This is a genomic window from Pontixanthobacter aestiaquae, assembly GCF_009827455.1.
GTDB classification, from domain to species: Bacteria; Pseudomonadota; Alphaproteobacteria; order Sphingomonadales; family Sphingomonadaceae; genus Pontixanthobacter; species Pontixanthobacter aestiaquae.
Genome location: NZ_WTYZ01000001.1, coordinates 1,820,829 through 1,838,542, shown reverse-complemented (window position 1 = coordinate 1,838,542; position 17,714 = coordinate 1,820,829). Strand labels below are relative to the sequence as shown.

15 protein-coding genes are annotated in these 17,714 nt (G+C 56.0%); 8 read left to right on the top strand and 7 right to left on the bottom strand.

Translation table 11 applies throughout. The annotated features are described in order from the left end of the window. The first annotated feature begins 142 nt into the window (after positions 1-142). The 5 genes from pstC to phoB all read left to right on the top strand — a co-directional run bounded on the left by pstC (position 143) and on the right by phoB (position 5,034). Complete coding sequence (pstC, locus tag GRI35_RS08755; protein WP_160613805.1) at positions 143-1,528, top strand: phosphate ABC transporter permease subunit PstC; 1,386 nt, start codon at positions 143-145, stop codon at positions 1,526-1,528. Further along, positions 1,521-2,792: a phosphate ABC transporter permease PstA gene (gene pstA / locus GRI35_RS08750; RefSeq protein ID WP_160613804.1), complete on the top strand. Its 1,272-nt coding sequence runs from the start codon at positions 1,521-1,523 to the stop codon at positions 2,790-2,792. Before pstC ends, pstA begins: the two co-directional genes overlap by 8 nt. Beyond that, positions 2,786-3,577 (top strand): phosphate ABC transporter ATP-binding protein PstB, encoded by a 792-nt coding sequence (gene pstB, locus GRI35_RS08745; RefSeq protein ID WP_160613803.1) that lies wholly within the window; start codon positions 2,786-2,788, stop codon positions 3,575-3,577. The genes pstA and pstB overlap by 7 nt, the downstream gene beginning before the upstream one ends. After that, a complete protein-coding gene (gene phoU, locus GRI35_RS08740; protein ID WP_160613802.1) occupies positions 3,577-4,245 on the top strand; it encodes a phosphate signaling complex protein PhoU in 669 nt (222 codons plus the stop codon). The genes pstB and phoU overlap by 1 nt, the downstream gene beginning before the upstream one ends. A 102-nt stretch (positions 4,246-4,347) precedes the next feature. Next, positions 4,348-5,034 (top strand): phosphate regulon transcriptional regulator PhoB, encoded by a 687-nt coding sequence (phoB, locus tag GRI35_RS08735; protein ID WP_160613801.1) that lies wholly within the window; start codon positions 4,348-4,350, stop codon positions 5,032-5,034. A 3-nt stretch (positions 5,035-5,037) separates the two neighbouring features. Here phoB and GRI35_RS08730 read toward each other — a convergent pair whose 3' ends face one another. Continuing rightward, positions 5,038-5,772, bottom strand: a complete 735-nt coding sequence (locus GRI35_RS08730) for an extensin-like domain-containing protein (protein WP_160613800.1) — start codon at positions 5,770-5,772, stop codon at positions 5,038-5,040. 127 nt (positions 5,773-5,899) lie between these two features. Here GRI35_RS08730 and GRI35_RS08725 point away from each other — a divergent pair, with 127 nt between their 5' ends. Further along, positions 5,900-6,382, top strand: coding sequence for a pyridoxamine 5'-phosphate oxidase family protein (locus tag GRI35_RS08725; protein ID WP_160613799.1), 483 nt, complete (start codon positions 5,900-5,902; stop codon positions 6,380-6,382). Between the two features lie 75 nt (positions 6,383-6,457). On the opposite strand, the gene GRI35_RS08720 is transcribed toward GRI35_RS08725, so the two are convergent. Beyond that, entirely contained in the window at positions 6,458-7,876 is a 1,419-nt protein-coding gene (locus GRI35_RS08720; protein ID WP_160613798.1) for a sodium-dependent transporter, read from the bottom strand. A gap of 119 nt (positions 7,877-7,995) precedes the next feature. On the opposite strand from GRI35_RS08720, the gene panB reads away from it, so the two are divergent. Then, entirely contained in the window at positions 7,996-8,868 is an 873-nt protein-coding gene (gene panB, locus GRI35_RS08715; protein WP_160613797.1) for a 3-methyl-2-oxobutanoate hydroxymethyltransferase, read from the top strand. Between the two features lie 64 nt (positions 8,869-8,932). Continuing rightward, the gene (locus GRI35_RS08710) at positions 8,933-10,006 is read left to right on the top strand and encodes a DUF475 domain-containing protein (protein WP_202390534.1); all 1,074 of its coding nucleotides are present in this window, start codon (positions 8,933-8,935) and stop codon (positions 10,004-10,006) included. Here the strand turns inward: GRI35_RS08710 and GRI35_RS08705 are convergent. Genes GRI35_RS08705 through GRI35_RS08685 form a run of 5 tightly spaced genes read right to left on the bottom strand, consistent with a single transcriptional unit; the run spans position 9,978 to position 17,627 of the window. Then, positions 9,978-10,940, bottom strand: a complete 963-nt coding sequence (locus GRI35_RS08705; protein WP_160613796.1) for a bile acid:sodium symporter family protein — start codon at positions 10,938-10,940, stop codon at positions 9,978-9,980. The genes GRI35_RS08710 and GRI35_RS08705 overlap by 29 nt on opposite strands. A 49-nt stretch (positions 10,941-10,989) precedes the next feature. Further along, positions 10,990-12,768 carry a tetratricopeptide repeat protein gene (locus tag GRI35_RS08700; protein WP_160613795.1) on the bottom strand — a complete coding sequence of 593 codons (1,779 nt, stop codon included), beginning with the start codon at positions 12,766-12,768 and terminating at the stop codon, positions 10,990-10,992. Further along, positions 12,752-14,122: a PEP-CTERM-box response regulator transcription factor gene (prsR, locus tag GRI35_RS08695; protein WP_160613794.1), complete on the bottom strand. Its 1,371-nt coding sequence runs from the start codon at positions 14,120-14,122 to the stop codon at positions 12,752-12,754. Before prsR ends, GRI35_RS08700 begins: the two co-directional genes overlap by 17 nt. Beyond that, entirely contained in the window at positions 14,122-16,242 is a 2,121-nt protein-coding gene (prsK, locus tag GRI35_RS08690) for an XrtA/PEP-CTERM system histidine kinase PrsK (RefSeq protein WP_160613793.1), read from the bottom strand. The genes prsR and prsK overlap by 1 nt, the downstream gene beginning before the upstream one ends. After that, on the bottom strand, positions 16,242-17,627 hold the full coding sequence (locus GRI35_RS08685; protein ID WP_160613792.1) for a TIGR03013 family XrtA/PEP-CTERM system glycosyltransferase: 1,386 nt from the start codon (positions 17,625-17,627) through the stop codon (positions 16,242-16,244). The genes prsK and GRI35_RS08685 overlap by 1 nt, the downstream gene beginning before the upstream one ends. Between the last annotated feature and the right edge of the window lie 87 nt (positions 17,628-17,714).

Sequence of the window (17,714 nt, the reverse complement as noted above, 5' to 3'; positions counted from 1 at the left end):
TGTTCCTGTCACACTCTTCCAACAACGGTGCAGAAAAGCAGGGCATGATTCTTTCGGCATATTTCGGTTTCGGATGGATCATGGCCGCTTGCAAAACCCAAACGCCGCTATCAGGCTCAACTATCTAGGATCTGCTTGAGCGATGTCGCCAGCCATTCTCCTATTACTTGCTGTTGGCCTCGGGCTCGCCGGGTGGATATCCGCCCGTTCGCGCGCTTGGGCATTCCGCCGCGATGAGAATGTCGGGCGGCTTGCTGCCCTGCCGGTCTATCACGCTTGGTATGTCGCTCTATGGGTCATTGTGCCACTTGTGGCATTTATCTCTCTGTGGCTCATCGCTTCGCCATATCTGGTCGAACAATCGGTGCTTATGTCGCCGGCGGCATCAGATCTTCCCGCCGCTGGCTTTCAGCGCGACACGCTGCTTCGCGAGGCGATGGCCGTGGCGAACGGTACTTCGCCCGGTGTATTCAACGAAGCTGCAAAGCCGCTCATCGAACCATTTCGTGAAGCACTCTCGCGATACAATCTCATCGGCATTCTCAGCACGCTGATAATTGGGTTCCTTTGCGGCACCTGGGCGTTCCTGCGATTGAAACCGGACTTCACCGCACGGACACGCGTTGAGAAGACCGTGATGGCGGTGCTACTACTCGCGTCGCTTGTCGCCATTCTCACGACGCTCGGGATTGTTGCCAGTCTGGTGTTTGAAACGTTCCGCTTCTTCGGAATGGTTAGCCCGATCGATTTCCTCTTCGGAACCGAATGGGGCCCGGACCCGATGAGCAATCCGCAGAATCCGGACCCGACAAGGTTTGGCGCTGTTCCGCTTTTCTGGGGCACTATCTTTATCGGTGCGATTATCGCGATGATTGTCGCTATCCCGCTCGGCTTAATGAGCGCAATCTATCTGACGCAATATGCCGCGCCTCGCGTGCGCAGCTGGCTGAAGCCTGCGCTGGAGATCCTCGCCGGCGTTCCGACTGTCGTGTACGGCTACTTTGCGGCGCTTACAGTTGCGCCTTTCATTCGCGATCTGGCCGCTATGATCGGGATCAGCGGCGCGTCCAGCGAAAGCGCTTTGGCAGCCGGTCTCGTAATGGGTGTGATGATTATCCCGTTTGTATCATCGATGGCGGACGATTCCATCGCGGCGGTTCCACAGGCCATGCGTGATGGTAGTTTGGCAATGGGTGCAACCACGTCGGAAACAATCAAGCGTGTGCTGGTACCCGCCGCCCTGCCCGGCATCGTTGCCGGCATTATGCTCGCAATCAGCCGCGCTATCGGTGAGACAATGATTGTGGTTATGGCTGCATCGACGGCCGCCAATCTTAGCGCAAACCCGCTCGACAGGATGACCACTGTCACGGTGCAGATCGTGAAGATGCTGACTGGCGAAGGTAGTTTCGATCACCCTGCGACACTGAGTGCTTTCGCACTGGGCTTTGTTCTGTTTCTGGTTACGCTTGGTCTGAACTTTGTGGCTCTGCGTGTCGTGAAAAGGTTCCGTGAAGCGTATGACTGACGCAGCAGCCTCCGAAATCACCAACGAATTGGCCACCCGCAGCGCGGCTTTCAAGGCACGCCTGCAAAAACGCTACGCGGCTGAGAGACGTTTCAAGTTTCTTGGCCTTTTTGCGGTGTCTTTCTCTGTCGCGGTGCTCGCTATGTTACTGGTCAACATGGCGATAAACGGAATTGGCGGGTTTCAGCGCGCCGAGCTGGCTGTCCCGGTTGATTTTGCCGAAGGTGGAATTGCCGCCGATCCTGCCGCCTTGGCACGGCCCGATGCGTTGCAGACGCTGGAAGCACAGGGCCTGCCCGAGATCATAGAATTTTACGCTCAGGAATCGCTGGGTGAAGAAGCCGCGGCGGAATTGAGCGGTAATGCGTGGCGGGAAGTCGCCCAGTATATCATCGCCAGCCCCGCACTGCTCAGAGAAAAAACGACCTTATGGCTGCCAGCGTCAGCCAACCTCGCGGGCGGATATGACGGTGAAGGCTCGCTGGAAATGCGCGCTCTGGCCGAAAGGCTGGAAGCCGAAGGCAAGATTGACAAGCGCTTTGACGGAGGATTCCTGGCAAGGTCCGACGCGACCGATCCGCAAGCAGCCGGTATTTGGGGCGCTCTCAAAGGCTCGATGCTCACTATGATCGTGACGCTACTTCTGGCGTTCCCGATTGGCGTGATGGCCGCACTGTATCTTGAGGAATATGCTCCGAAGAACCGCTGGACAGACTTTATCGAATTATCGATCAACAACCTTGCGGCGGTCCCGTCGATCATATTCGGTCTATTAGGGCTTGCAGTGTTTCTCACGCTCTTCCCCGGAATCCGTTCAACGCCGATTATCGGTGGTATGACACTCGCGCTGATGACGCTTCCAGTGATTGTGATTTCGGGCAGAAACGCGATTAAAGCCGTTCCGCCTTCGATACGCGACGGTGCGCTCGCTGTCGGCGCTTCACCAGTCCAAGTCGTCTTCCATCACGTTCTCCCGCTCGCTCTGCCCGGCATTCTAACTGGCACAATCATCGGTATGGCGCGCGCGCTTGGCGAAACTGCTCCGCTGCTAATGGTGGGTATGCGTTTGTTCGTTTCCACACCACCAGACGGGTTCACATCACCAGCAACCGTATTGCCGATGCAAATCTTCCTCTGGTCCGATGAAGTGGACCGCGGTTTTGTGGAACGCACGTCGGCTGCTATCATCATCCTATTGCTGTTCCTCCTCGTGATGAACGGACTAGCCATCTACCTGCGCAACAAATTCGAGAAAAAATGGTGACAAAGATCCATCCCAATCTTGAGGCGACTACCGCCAAAATGAACGCGCAGGGCGTGTCCGTTTACTATGGAGACAAGAAAGCTATCGATAATGTCTCGATAGAAGTTCCGTCGAAATATGTGACATCGTTCATTGGCCCTTCGGGCTGCGGTAAATCGACTTTCCTTCGCGTTCTCAACCGTATGAACGACACGATCCCAACCGCCCGTGTTGAAGGCGACATTACGCTGGACGGCGAGGATATTTACGGAAGCAGTATGGATGTCGTACAATTGCGCGCCCGCGTCGGCATGGTCTTCCAGAAACCCAACCCGTTCCCAAAATCGATCTATGACAACATCGCCTACGGGCCGAAGATCCACGGCTTTGCAGAGGGCAAAGAAGAGCTGGACGAAGTTGTCGAACGCTCGCTTGTGCGGGCCGGTCTGTGGAACGAGGTCAAGGATAGACTGACAGACAGCGGTACCGCCCTGTCGGGTGGTCAGCAGCAACGCCTGTGTATTGCGCGCGCTATCGCGGTCGATCCCGAAGTGATCCTGATGGACGAGCCTTGCTCTGCACTGGATCCGATTGCGACTGCGAAGATCGAGGAGCTGATCGCTGACCTCAACGAAAATTACGCGATTGTTATCGTAACGCACTCGATGCAGCAGGCTGCGCGCGTCTCCCAACGGACCGCATTCTTCCATTTGGGCCACATTGTTGAATATGGCCGGACTTCCGACATCTTCACCAATCCGTTAGAACAGCAGACCCAGGATTACATCACAGGGCGGTACGGCTAATGAACGAGCATACAGTCAAGGCGTTTGACGAGGACATTACCCGTCTACGTGGGTTGATCGCCGAAATGGGCGGGCTCGCGGAATTATCGATCCAGGAATCGCTCGAGGCGATGATCAAGGGAGATGCCGCACTCGCAAAGGGTGTAGTCAAACGCGACAAGAAAATCGACGCACTCGAATCCGAAGTCGATAAGCTGGCGGTCCGCATTATCGCCTTGCGCGCGCCAATGGCCGATGATCTGCGCGAAGTTATCGCTGCCTTGAAGATCGCTGGCGTGGTGGAGCGGATTGGTGATTACTCCAAAAATATCGCCAAGCGCGTGAAGGAAGTTGAGGAGCGCAAGCATTTTGAACCGCTCACTTTACTGCCCGCTATGGGCGAAATTGCCGCCGAGATGGTCCACGATGTGCTTACCGCATATGCATCACGCGATCCTATTTTGGCCCGCGAAGTGATCGCCACTGACGAAAAAGTGGATGCGTTCTATAACAGCATCTTCCGCAATGTTGTCAGTTATATGGTCGAGAATCCTGCGACAATTTCCAGCGCTGCGCAATTGCTGTTTGTCGCGCGCAATATCGAACGGATTGGCGATCATGCGACCAATGTTGCCGAGATGGTGCACTTTGCGGCGACCGGTAATTACCCACCCGATGAAGACGGATAAAACGGTGATTGTCTCCAAGCTGTAACAATTTCGGCGCGGTGTAAGGTGTAACACTCGTCTCGCAAGAATCGCCTCTGGTTAGGCTCGTTGGGGTAATATGACATGTCCGCTGCCAAGCTACTGCTCGTTGAAGACGATCCGGCCCTGTCGGAGCTGTTGGAATTCCGTTTCGAGAATGAAGGTTATTCGGTCCGCTGCACCAAGGATGGCGACGACGCGTTGGTCTTGGCTGCCGAAGACACACCCGACCTGATTATCCTCGACTGGATGATCGAAGGTACCAGCGGTATCGAAGTCTGCCGCCAGCTAAGACGATCCAAAGAAACCGCCCATGTCCCGATCATCATGCTCACTGCGCGGGAGGATGAGGATGACCGTATCCGCGGTCTAGACACCGGCGCTGATGATTACGTCACCAAACCCTTTTCTCCCCGCGAACTTCTGGCACGTGTTGCGGCTGTGATGCGCCGTATCCGCCCTGTCCTCGCGGGTGAAACAATTGAAGTCGGCGATATCCGGCTCGATCCTGTGGCACATAAGGTCGAACGCGCAGGAACACCGATCAAGCTGGGCCCCACAGAATATCGCCTGCTCCAGTTCTTTATGGAAAGCCCTGGTCGAGTATTCTCGCGTAACCAGCTGCTGGATGGCGTGTGGGGAACCGAGAGCGATATCGAGTTACGGACTGTTGACGTCCACATTCGCAGATTGCGCAAAGCGATCGAGATGGACGGCAAGAAGGATCTGATCCGCACTGTCCGCTCTGCCGGATATGCCATGGAGGGCTGACGCTTAGCGGCACACGCCCCAATTGCGATCCGCCTGATCGAAGTGAAAATGATCGCGGTGTGCCGCATTATAGTCTGGCGACAGGACGGTCCCGAAAATCCCGCAACCGCCATCGCGGACGCGCCTTAAGAACGCGGATTTTTGGCTGTCTCCGTTCCAATCGTCGAGCAGACTAATCTGTATTCCATTGGCCAGCTCAAAACCGGCCACATCTATGGCATTGCCCGTTGCATGTTCGCTCCAAGCGCCGGTTTTGCTGTTATACATCCGGCGGCAACTGAATGCGCCCAAATGGCTGATCTGCGTTACCGCAGACCCGAAAATCTCCAAAGCCGCAGGCTGTACAGTCTGATCAAGCCACAACTGCATGCCGGCAGCAACCGGACAGGTGGTCGCGGGCGTACGGCCGGAATACGGGAAACGGCTCAATACAGTTCTGTCAGGACGGGCACATGCGCCCTCGCCTTCGGCTGCGAGCGCAACGAAGTCGATTTCGCTGCGCGAAAGAACATCGCGGCACAGTGCCTTATCTCTGCGAAGCTCACTTAGTTTGGTGTGGGTGGCCCAGCCCGGCGGGTTGCGCAGATCAAGCGGTGCCCACGGGTTGTGCTGTGGATTGCTTGACAGCCATTGCTGTGCAGCGACCAGAATAGCAACCAGGCAGACAGCTGCGAGGACTAGTCGGTCGGTTCGAAACCGTCCGATCTGCGTCGATATTCTCGCAATCTTATCAGCCAATTTCCTGCCCCCGACACCAAGCGGCTATGTAACTGCCGGTCGCAGCAGCACAAACCTGCTTTCCAAATTTGTCGGAACGGATTGCACATTCATCCATTGTTTTATCATACATTTAACGAGGAGTACCATGAAGTACACTGAAGGAAACACCGCAGAGCTTAAGAGCAAATTTTGGGAATCACTGGCAGACTCGCCGTTTGTGTTCCTGCAGCTGGACAACGACCCGGATACAGCCGTGCCTATGACAGCGCAGCTGGATAAAGATGCGGACAGCTCAATTTGGTTTTTCACCACCAAAGATTCCGATCTAGCAAAGAAGGGCCCAACTACGGCAACCTTTGCCAGCAAGGATCACGATATCTTTGCGCGCTTCGAAGGCGTGTTAACAGAAGAGACAAGCCGCGAACGGTTGAATAAACACTGGAGCAATTTTGTCGAAGCATGGTTCCCGGGCGGCAAAGACGATCCGAATATGGTGATGCTACGCATGGACTTGGGTTTGGCTGACATCTGGAGCGGCGACCAGTCAATGCTCACGACAGCGAAGATGGCGCTGGGCATGGATGTTCGCGACGATATGAAAGACAAAAAGGTCGAGACGGCGCTCTAAAGCAGCCCATTACCTTACCAAAAAGGGCCGCACCAAATGGCGCGGCCCTTTTTGTGTGTCCGGCGAAATCTTGCTCTAGCTGCCCAGGATCGATGGGAAGATCCCAACGACCAGAATGATAATTAGCGCGAACGGACAAAGCCAGCGAACGAGGAAAAGCCAGAATTTCTCGAGACCACCGGTCAAACCGTTCTCGCTATCAATCAGGCGGCGTTCCGCCACCCAACCAACAAATAAAGCGGTCATAATCGCCCCGACCGGCATCAGAACTTTGCTGGTAACAGTATCCAGCACGTCAAACATCCCCTGGCCTTCAAATAGCGGGATAAATCCAAGTGGTTGAAAGTCCGCCATACTGTTGAATGACAGCGCCGCGAGAATACCAAGCAGAAGAGCCCCGATCGTCACGACGAGCGTCGCCAGTGGCCGACCGATATTGGCTTTCTCCTTCAGCCAAGCTGTTGGCGCCTCCATCAATGAAACCGAGCTGGTCAATGCAGCAAAAAACACCATGATGAAGAACAGCAGACCGACTAGCGACCCAACCGGCATGCTCTGAAAGCCGATTGGCAATGTCTGGAACATCAAGCCCGGGCCGCCATTCGGTTCGAGACCCGCAGCGAATACGATTGGGAAAATACACAGCCCAGCGAGCAGAGCGACCGCCGTATCGGCGCCTGCAATGATGCCAGAAGTACCTGCTAGATTTACCTCGCGCCCCACATAAGCACCATAGGTCATCATCCCTGCAACACCGAGCGACAGCGAGAAGAAGGCTTGGCCGACAGCGGCGAGCATCACTTCCCCCGTCAGTTTTGACGCATCAAAAGTGAAAAGATAGGTCAGCGCCTCGCTGAACGCGCCGGTGAACGCGCCATAAACGGTGATCGCGAGGAACAACACGAAGAAGGCTGGCATGAGCCAAGTGGCAACCCATTCGATCCCGCTCGAAACGCCTCGTGATACGAAATAGAATGTGATCGTGATGAATACCGCATGCAGCCCGACCATCAACATACCGTCACTGAATAACCCGGGAAGCAGAGATTCGATGTCTTCCGGCGGTCTGCCCTCGAACGCTCCACCAGCAATACCCGTCGCAAAAACGTCCTGCACAAATACACCGATATAATACAACACCCAGCCGCCAACGACGCAGTAGAAGCTGAGTACGAGAAACGCGCCTAATACGCCGAAGGATGCCAACGTATCCCAATGCGAAGATCTGCCGGACTCGGCGGCGATCTTGCGTACACTTTCAGGTGCAGATGCCTGACCGTGCCGACCGATAAGGGTTTCGGACAATAGCACCGGCAAACCGATCAACACTACGCAGAAGATGTAGAATAGCACAAATGCCCCGCCGCCATTGGCTCCGGCTTCTGCCGGGAAGCGCCACATATTGCCGAGGCCAACTGCTGAACCGACGGCGGCAAGAATAAATGCGGAACGCGACGACCAACCGTCACGCGATGAACCGGTAGCTGCTACCATCTGTAAAAATCCTCCCAGAGCGCATTGTTTGCGCTTGTCATGGCGGACTTGTGCAATGAATCTACGCCTTAGTCGAGACAGGATTTGCGCAAATCCCCCACTCGGCTAGAAGCGCCTTTATGTCTACGACCTTCCAACTTGATACATCGACCAGTCGCGCAAACCCCACGCCAGCGCCAATGAAGCGCTTAACGGTGCCGAAAATTAAGCGGCGCAAATTCGAAGGCAAGACCGAAGAACCGCTCGTCATGCTGACGGCGTACACCGCCCGGCAAGCGCAATTGCTCGATCCGCATTGCGATATGCTGCTGGTCGGAGATTCGCTAGGGCAAGTGATTTACGGCCTTCCCTCCACCCTACCGGTTACGCTGGACATGATGTGTGCACACGGTGCCGCTGTCGTTCGGGGCAGCTATCACTCAGTCGTAATCGTGGATATGCCATTTGGCGCTTATGAAGCTTCACCGCAGATTGCGTTCGAGGCCGCCAGCCGGATTATGGCCGAAACCGGCGCCGCTGCGGTCAAGCTTGAGGGCGGCGAGGCGATGGCGGAAACCATTGCCTTTCTGACGGCCCGCGGAATTCCGGTCATGGCCCATGTGGGTCTGACCCCCCAGGCAGTTAACGTGCTCGGTGGATATGCTGCACGAGGGCGAAGTCAGCAGGAACATGAGAAAATCATTCGCGATGGACAAGCAGTCTCCGACGCGGGTGCCTTTGCGGTGGTTGTTGAGGGGGTGATCGAACCGATCGCAATTGCCCTTACTCAATCCGTCGAAATTCCAGTGATAGGCATTGGCGCGTCCGCGCAATGCGACGGACAAGTCCTCGTCACAGAAGATATGCTCGGTATGTTCGAACGCGTCCCGCGCTTCGTAAAGAAATATGATGATATTGCCGGTATGATCGAGAAAACGGTTGAGACGTATGCCAGAGAAGTCCGCGACCGCAGCTTCCCCGGGCCCGAGCAGACATACCAACCGAAAAAGTGACGCCTTGATTGCGCGTCAAAGCGTCGCCCGCTAGCAGCGCGCGCAAACACTGACAGGGTATCCCATGGCAACGCTGCTGCGTTATTACACATTCTCGCTGGTATTCACCGCGATCTGCCTTGCGCTCGCAATCTGGTACGGTTGGGCGAGTACTGGCACAATTGCCGGTACACTATCGCTGCTGTGGATCGTAATTGTCCTTTCGATCCTCGAAGTCTCGCTTAGTTTCGACAACGCCGTGGTCAACGCCACCGTTCTGCGCGAAATGGATGAGGTCTGGCAGCGCCGCTTTCTGACCTGGGGTATCCTGATCGCGGTGTTCGGAATGCGGATTATCTTCCCGATTGCTATCGTCTCCATCGCCGCCAATATCGGACCTTTAGATGCAGTCACTCTGTCGCTCAATCAGCCAGAAGAGTACGAGCGCATCGTGTCCGACGCGCATCTTGGCATCGCCGGGTTTGGCGGCGCGTTTCTCGCAATGGTCGGCCTGACATTCTTCTTCGATTCCGACAAGGACGTGCACTGGATCGCCAGTATCGAGCGCGCAATTAATCGGTTTTCCAGCGTTCCCGCGGTAGAGATCGGCCTCGTATTACTCCTCGTTTATGGCATATCGACCACACTCACCGGCGATGAGGCAATCACCTTCCTGACCGCCGGTATTCTCGGTCTCGTTACATTCATTGGCGTCCACGCTTTGGGCGCGATCATTGAACAGCGCGAAGCACGCAAACGCGCTACTGGTGAGATTGTGCGCTCCGGCCTTGGCGGTTTCCTTTACCTCGAAGTGCTCGATAGCTCATTCAGCTTTGATGGTGTTATTGGCGCTTTTGCGCTGTCCAACAACATGATCGTGATTGCGCTCGGCCTGTCGGTCGGCGCGATGTTTGTCCGCTCGATGACCATCCACTTGGTTCGTCAGGGCACTCTCGCCCAATATCGCTATCTTGAACATGGTGCGTTTTGGGCGATTATCATCCTTGGCGTGATTATGCTGCTTTCAGCGAAGGTCCATATTCCCGAGACGATCACCGGGTTGATCGGTGCCGTGCTGATCGGTCTCTCTTTGTGGTGGTCAATCCGCAGCAATCGGCGCGAGGTGACTGCTAATTCTGACGAGTTGCCCAATAGTTAGCGAGCGGTGCGGACACGACTAACTGCAGCAGATGATAGATCAGCAGTGGCACAAGTATCAGTCCCGCGTCATCCGCTGAGAACATCACCAAGGCCAACGGTGCCCCCATTGCGATGCTCTTGTGCGCTCCGGCGAAGGTGAAGGATATGCTGTCGCCCTTGGAAAGTCTTATCGCCCGTGACAGCATCCATGCGCCGACAAACGCAAACAATAGCGTGAATGCGATTAGTATGATCAGCCAGCTCCACGCCTCCATATTCAACCTTCTCCACAAATCCTGCTCGACCGCGCCAGAGAACGCGACATAGACCGCAATCGCGATGGCGATCCTGTCCATCCAGCCAATCAGTTGCGGGTGAGATGCGAGCAAGCCTTTCAAACGCGACTGAAGGATCTGCCCCAAAGCAAAAGGCAAAAGCAGTATCGTGAAAATCTTGATCAGTCCTTCGGGACCGAGATGAACCGTCGTACCGCCGCTAAACCATGCGAAAACTGCCGCACTCACAAACACACCCAAGATATTGAGTAGAGCTGCGGAAACGACCGAGCTTGCAACATTTCCTCCTGCTAGCGAAGTGTAAGCAGTCGCGGATTGCACTGTTGACGGTAGCACCCCCAAATAGAGGAACCCCAAAGCCACCAGCGACGGCAGGACTGCGGCGCTCAACCCCCATAGGCACCAACCAGCGAGTGCCATTGCGCCGAAACACCAAAGGACAAGCGGCACAAGCAAGCGCCAATTGCCGATCCCGTTAGCGACATCACCACGCGATAAGCGCACACCATTCAGGAAAAACAGGACGAAGATACCGATATTGGATACAAACTGGGCAGCCTCTCGCGCAGAGCCGGTTGCAGGCAAAACAGTCGCCAGAATGATAGCAAGGATCAACATCCGGACCATTAAATCGACGCGGGTGAGCAGCTTCAGCATCGCACCGCCCTTGCCCGCCTGCGTACCGAGAGTCGAGACTGGCCGGAGGCTAGTCAGGCATTTGCCGCAGTTTAGTTTCCAGAACTGCGGCCAGAGGCTCACCGTCGTCAAGCTGGCGGTAGGCAATGGCCAGCGCTCGCGTAGCGTCTTCGCTCATTGGCTGAATTGTGTAGGCCCGCTCTGCCATTTCCACACCCAGATCGACCTCACCCAACCGTAGTGCAATCTCGGAGCGTAGCGACAGCATCAGCGGATCGCGGACGCGCCCGTTCGCGAGCGCATGATCGGTAAAGATCGCCGCATTCGGCCAATCGCCGCGTGATGCGGCGGCCACCGCTAACAACCCTGCTGCCTCCGCATTGCCAGGGTCACCGACCAGATGACCGGCCAATACCGCCAGAGCATCATTGTCTCTACCGAGGGCCTGCAGCGTCTTTACCCGTTTTCTCGTCAACACCCACGGCCCGCGAATCGCAGCAGCCTTGCCGTAGTGATCCAGCGCTTCGTCAAATTGCCGCGCGGCCAAACTTGCATCACCGGCCAGTGACAAAGCATCGGAAGAGCCCGGGAAACGCTTCAGGAAACCTGCAGCGGCCCCGCGTGCGGCGTCAGGATTGCCATTGAAAATTCTCGCCCGAACCAGCGCAAGTGCGTCAAAGCCTGTCGTCGGCCCCCTCGCCTCGGCAACATCCAAAGTGGTTCCGCTTTGAACCGCAACAAGATTTCCAGAGCGCCGTTTCGCGGCAGCATCGAGATATGGGGCGGCTTGGTCACGCTGGTCCAGAGCTTCGTGTGCACGGCCAACCAATGTCCGCAGATACGGTGAAGCGCTGGGTCGTGAAGCGATTTCACCGTAACGGTAGACAAGCTCGCGATCATTGCCGCCAAGCGACAGCGCCCTTGCAAGCAATTGGCGCACGCTGCGATTATCCGGCTGAGCAGTTGCAAGTCGCTCAAGCACCTGTGCCGCGCTGGCATAATTACCATTCTCAATGTCGATGATGCCCGCAAGCAACATTGCCGCCGGCATATCGCGGTCAGCCTTGCTGCTGCGCGCGAGCAGACTTTGTGCGAGTTTGAACTTGCCCGCCCGCGCCGCCAGAACGGCCTGTAGGTAGAATATCCGGCGGTTCGCGGGATCGATACGGGCGATCTTGCGGACCGTCACCAGCATATCACGAGCCCGTCCAAGCTCTCCCAGCGTTGCCGCATAGTCGGCCAGCAACCCAATGTCTTCGGGGCTGCGCTCCAGCGCCCTTTCAAACCAGGGAATCGCCGCAGCCATCCCTTCGGAATCGCGCAGCAATTGTGCTCTAAACTGCAATGCCGCGCCGTTCTGCGGATCAAGCTCGACCGCATACATGCTTGCTTCAACTGCTTGGGTTTGTTCGCCTCCGCGATAGCGCAACCGGCCGATATCGACCCACAATTCGGCATTCTCGCGGTCTACAGCGAGTGATTTGTCGAAGGCTGTTCCGGCGGCGGGTAAATTTCCTTCGCGCATCTCCAGACGGGCCAACATATGGAAGCCATGACCGCGCGTATCGTCAGAGAACTTGCCACTTTCCAGCCATTGCCGCGCCTCGACCAGCTCGCCTTGGAGCAATTCTGCTTCGCCAAGATAAGCAGCGACATCGGACCGCGGCACCCCGCCCGCGATCATGTCCCGCAGCGCCACCTCCGCAGCCAAACCATCACCCGCTTCAAGGGAGGATTTCGCACTCTCGATCGGCATCAGATCAGGTGCAATGTCAGCGCAAGCCGCGAGCAGCAGCAAAACAGCGGCGGCGAGTGGCCTCAATTGTGTAAGATCACGCCTGAAGGTCATATTGCTTGAGCAGATCATACAGAGTCGGTCGGCTGATCCCCAGCAATTTGGCAGTATTCGAAATATTGCCCTCACTGCGCGCCAGAGCGTGTCGGATTACTTTGCGATCGGACTGCTCGCGCGCACTCTTCAGATTGAGGAGCTGCGAATCTTGATCGCTATCCAAATCCAGATCTTCTGCGCGGACCAGCTTACCATCGGCCATAATAACCGCCCGCTTCACCCGGTTCTCGAGTTCACGAACGTTACCTGGCCAGCCCCATCCATCGATAACCGCCAAAGCATCGGCTGCGAACCCTTTCACCAGAGGGTTCATTTCGGTCGCGAACCGGTTGAGGAACGCCTTCGCCAACAGTGTCGCATCGCCCGGGCGTTCGGCCAAAGTCGGGATGTTGATAACTATCTCGGCCAGACGATAAAACAGGTCTTCACGGAAATTGCCGGCAGCGATCATGGCTTCCAGGTTCTGGTGCGTGGCGCAAACGATCCGTGTGTCGACAGCGATTTGCTTGCGGCCACCAATCCGTTCGATAGTGCGTTCCTGAAGAAAACGGAGCAATTTGACTTGCAGCGGCAGCGGAATATCGCCGACCTCATCCAGGAACAGCGTACCGCCATGGGCCTGTTCGATCTTACCTTCCGTGGTCTTCACGGCACCGGTAAATGCGCCCTTCTCGTGACCGAATAATTCGCTTTCAAGCAGGTTCTCCGGAATGGCTGCACAATTGATCGCGACAAAGGCTCCTTCGCGGCGATCGCTGGCATCGTGTAAGCCCTTCGCCAGCAATTCTTTGCCGGTGCCACTGGCACCGAGCAGCATCACCGAAACGCTATTCTTCGCAACGCGCTCGATTGTGCGGGCGACTTTTACCATTTCCGGCGCTGCAGTTATAAGCGTACCCAAAACAGTTTTGTCCTCGCCAACCTGCTTGGAAAGCCTGCGGTTTTCATCCTCAATCTGCGTCAGATTCAGCGCGCGGCGAACGATTAGACCAAGCGCTTCGATATCAACCGGCTTCTGGTAGAAATCGTAAGCGCCTTGCTCGATTGCTCGCAAAGCGCTCTCGCGGGCACCATGCCCCGAAGCGACGATAACTTTCGTCTCCGGCCTGAGCGCCATGATCGCATCAAGGACGGCGAAGCCTTCTGTTGTGCCATCCGGATCGGGCGGAAGGCCCAAGTCCAAGGTAACGACCGCAGGCTCTTCCGCGCGCAAGGCAGTCAGCGCGCTTTCGCGATCACCCACAATTGTAACGTCGAAGTCTTCGTATGCCCATTTTAGCTGCGCCTGTAGCCCCGGATCATCTTCAATGATCAGCAACTTGGGCAGTGGAGCGGGTTTTTCTTGGGCCATTATGCAACCTCGGCAGTTTTATGAGGGCTTGAAGAATTCAAAAATCCAGCAACGGCAGCAAGCGGGAAGCTAACGATAAAACGCGTGCCCAACCCTTCGCGAGAATCGACTTGTAGTCGTCCACCCATCGCGCGGACGATCTCGCGGGCTTCAAATGCGCCAATCCCAAAGCCGCCATTTTTGGATGAAACGAATGGCTTAAACAGGCTTGTGCGAATGAATTCGGGGCTCATACCCACACCGGAATCGACAACTTCGATACGCGCGCGGACACCGTCTGCGCTAACATCGAGATAGACGGGCGAACCCGGATCGCTGGCATCAATCGCGTTCTGCACCAGATGGACCAGCGCCTGCTCCAACCCTTCCAGATCAGCGCGGACCTTGGCTGGTTCGCTACGAACCAACGAAACCGCGTGAACGCCTTCATATTGGCTGACCACACGCCGCGCGACGGTGCACAGATCAATGTCTTCGCAATTTTCAGAATTGGTCGCGCCATATCGGCCTAGCCGCGCCAGCAACGCATTCAACTTGTCTGCGCTATTGCGGAGCGTCACCAGCATATCCGCACGAAAATCGGGATTTTCTGCGTGGCGCTCTGCATTGCGCGCCAATAACGAAAGTTGGCTGGCAAGGTTCTTGATATCGTGCATCACGAACGCGATGCGGCGGTTAAACTCGTCAAACCGCGCCGATTCCATCAGCGCTTCCTGGCCCGATTGCTCTGCGAGATAGCTTGCCAGCTGTTGACCTACGACTTTCAGTAGATCGAAGTCCTCCCAATCCAAGCGCCGCGGATCGGCTGGTCGAGTCAGCACAACTACCCCGGTAATCCGGTCAAAGTGACGTAGCGGAACAACAGCCCACGCGTTGATTTCGTCCCTTATCCAATCAGGCAGGAGTCCGGCCTCACCGTGCTGGTCGATCCCCTTTCGCACATCATCGACATCGAGAATGAAGTTCTTTTCCTCGAACAGTTTGATCAGCTCGGCAGGTAGCGGATCAGATGGCACTTCGACGGTTTTCCATGCCCACTGTGCGGCCAGCTCAAACCCTTCATTTTCTCCTGGTAGAAGCAGTAGCCCAGACGGACTGTCGGTAATATCCGCAAGGGCTTTTACAATCCGCTCTTCCAACGGTTCTCTGGTGCGATCACCGTGCCCGATAGTTTGCGTAAATCGCAGCCACTCAGCCCGGTAATCATAGCGATGTTGGAACAGGTGCTTGATAGCCGTGACGCGAATCCACCCGCGCAAGCGCTGCGATGGTAACCAAAGTAGCGACCAGACGACTGCGATGAATATAAAGCCAACCTGCGCCAAACGCCCAAGATCACCGCCCAATGCGGAAAGCGACTGCGCAATGCCGGCCATCAACAGCAGATATGCTCCAATCGCCAGCAACGAGAGCGACTGAAATGTTACGCTACGCGACGGTTTGAGCCGCATGAGCGCATATGAACGCTTTGAACCTACCGCCAATGGCACTGCGATCAAGCCAACGACCAGCCCCCTGATGATGACCAACTCTTGCGGGATAGTCCCGCCAATATAGGCTGCCGTGAAGAAGTGCAGATCGAACGCCCACAATGCAGCTAAGCCGCCCGCGCTCCACCGCAGCATAGGACGAGCCGTCGATGTTGCGCCCACGTAAAGGTTATGCAGCAGTACTAAGGCACCAACGGCAACCATAATATGGAACATCGCCGAAACTTGGAAAACCAGCTCGTTTAGCTCCAGGGTAATCGCCCATCTCTGTGCCACGAACAGCAGGCCAAATTGCAACAATTCCACGAATGTCAAAACGATGATCACGGCGCGCATCGGCTTCAGCGTTTGATGCCGGCCATCAAGAGCGAACAAGCGGAAAAGTACGAAAATCCATGCAAGGTTGCGGCCGATCTCGACGCACAGCGCCGGTAGCGACAGGGGGCCTAACGCGGCGACAACAAGGCACCACAATGCAGTCAACCCAAGCGCACCGATCAACCCCCGATGATCCGGGCGATCTGTATCGCCCCGCGCAGCGATCCAGACAGCCGAAATCGCGCAGAGCGCACCGCCGATCAAATAGAGCGCGAAGCCCAAGAGGTTTCCAAAGTCTGCTACGCTCGGCATCAACGAGCACCCTCTGGCCACAGGACCACGCGTAACGTTTGTAGCAAAATCAGCAGATCAAGAAATGGAGTGTAGTTCTTCGCGTAATAGAGGTCGTATTCAAGCTTGTGCCGCGAATCTTCAATCGACGCCCCATAGGGGTAGTTGATTTGGGCCCACCCGGTGATGCCCGGCTTCACCATGTGACGCTCGGCGTAATAGGGCAGCTTCTCTTCCAGATCGCCAACAAATTTGGGCACTTCGGGACGCGGCCCGACGAAGCTCATTTCGCCTTTGAGCACGCTCCAAGTCTGCGGCAACTCGTCGATCCGGACTTTGCGGATGAACTTGCCAAGACGTGTTACGCGCGGATCGTTTTTCTCTGCCCATTTTGCACCGTCTTTTTCAGCATCGGTGCGCATTGAACGGAGTTTGACCAGGTTAAAGCTCTGACCGTAGAGACCAACACGTTCCTGACGGAAGAATGCGGGGCCCTTGCTATCTAGCTTCACGAGCAGCGCAAACAGAGCGATGACCGGAAAAGTAATCGCAAGCAGCAGGCAGCTGGCGAGAATGTCGAATACACGCTTGGCAGCGCTCGATAACATCCGGCCCGATGAGAACCCGTCGGAGAAGATCAGCCAGCTCGGATTGACCGAGTCCAGATCGACCCGCCCCGTTTCCCGTTCGACAAAGCTGCTGAAATCATTGATGTGGACGCCCATTGTTTTCATGCGCAGCAGGTCTTTGAGCGGCAGCGAATTGCGGCGTTCTTCGAGAGCGAGGACAACTTCGCTAGCGTCCAGATTTTCGACGAACTGGCCAAGGTCGCGCACCGCAGCGCGCGGGATCGCATCTTCGACGACTTGCGCGCCTTCGTTCATGCCAATGAAGGAAACGATTGAGAAGCCTGCACCTGGCTCTTCGCCCAATCGTTTTAACCGCATAGCACGATCGCCAGCCCCGAGAACCATAACCCGGCGGCGGAATGCGGCGCGGCCAAGAAAGGCACCGAGAAGCAAGCGGTTCAGCAGAAGAAGAACCACCGATATTCCCATCGCATACAGCAATGTCGAGCGCCAGAATGTCGATCCTGGCAGCAAGAAATCGACAAAAGATAAGGCGATAATGCCGAGACTGATGGCGACTAGGAGGCGCGCGGCAGCAAAACGCATAGACCGCAACGCATCGCTACCATAGACCCCGACCGAGACCATCGCGAGCCATACGACAATCACGAAGCCGGCCAGAGCAATAGGCCGTTCGCTCATTCCGCCCGCGTCCATACCTATTTGCGATGCACGCAGCAGCCATGCCGTCTCTGCCCCTAGCAACAGCAAGGCAAGATCAAACAGCGCCAGCAGCATAACTGCATTGGGTATGTAATGTTTAAATAATCGGATCATCTATCCCGGTCCGGCAATCCTTCGATGGATCATCCGATTACGGGAAAGATATGAAATGTCGGTAAACTTTACAGTCGTCCGAAAACC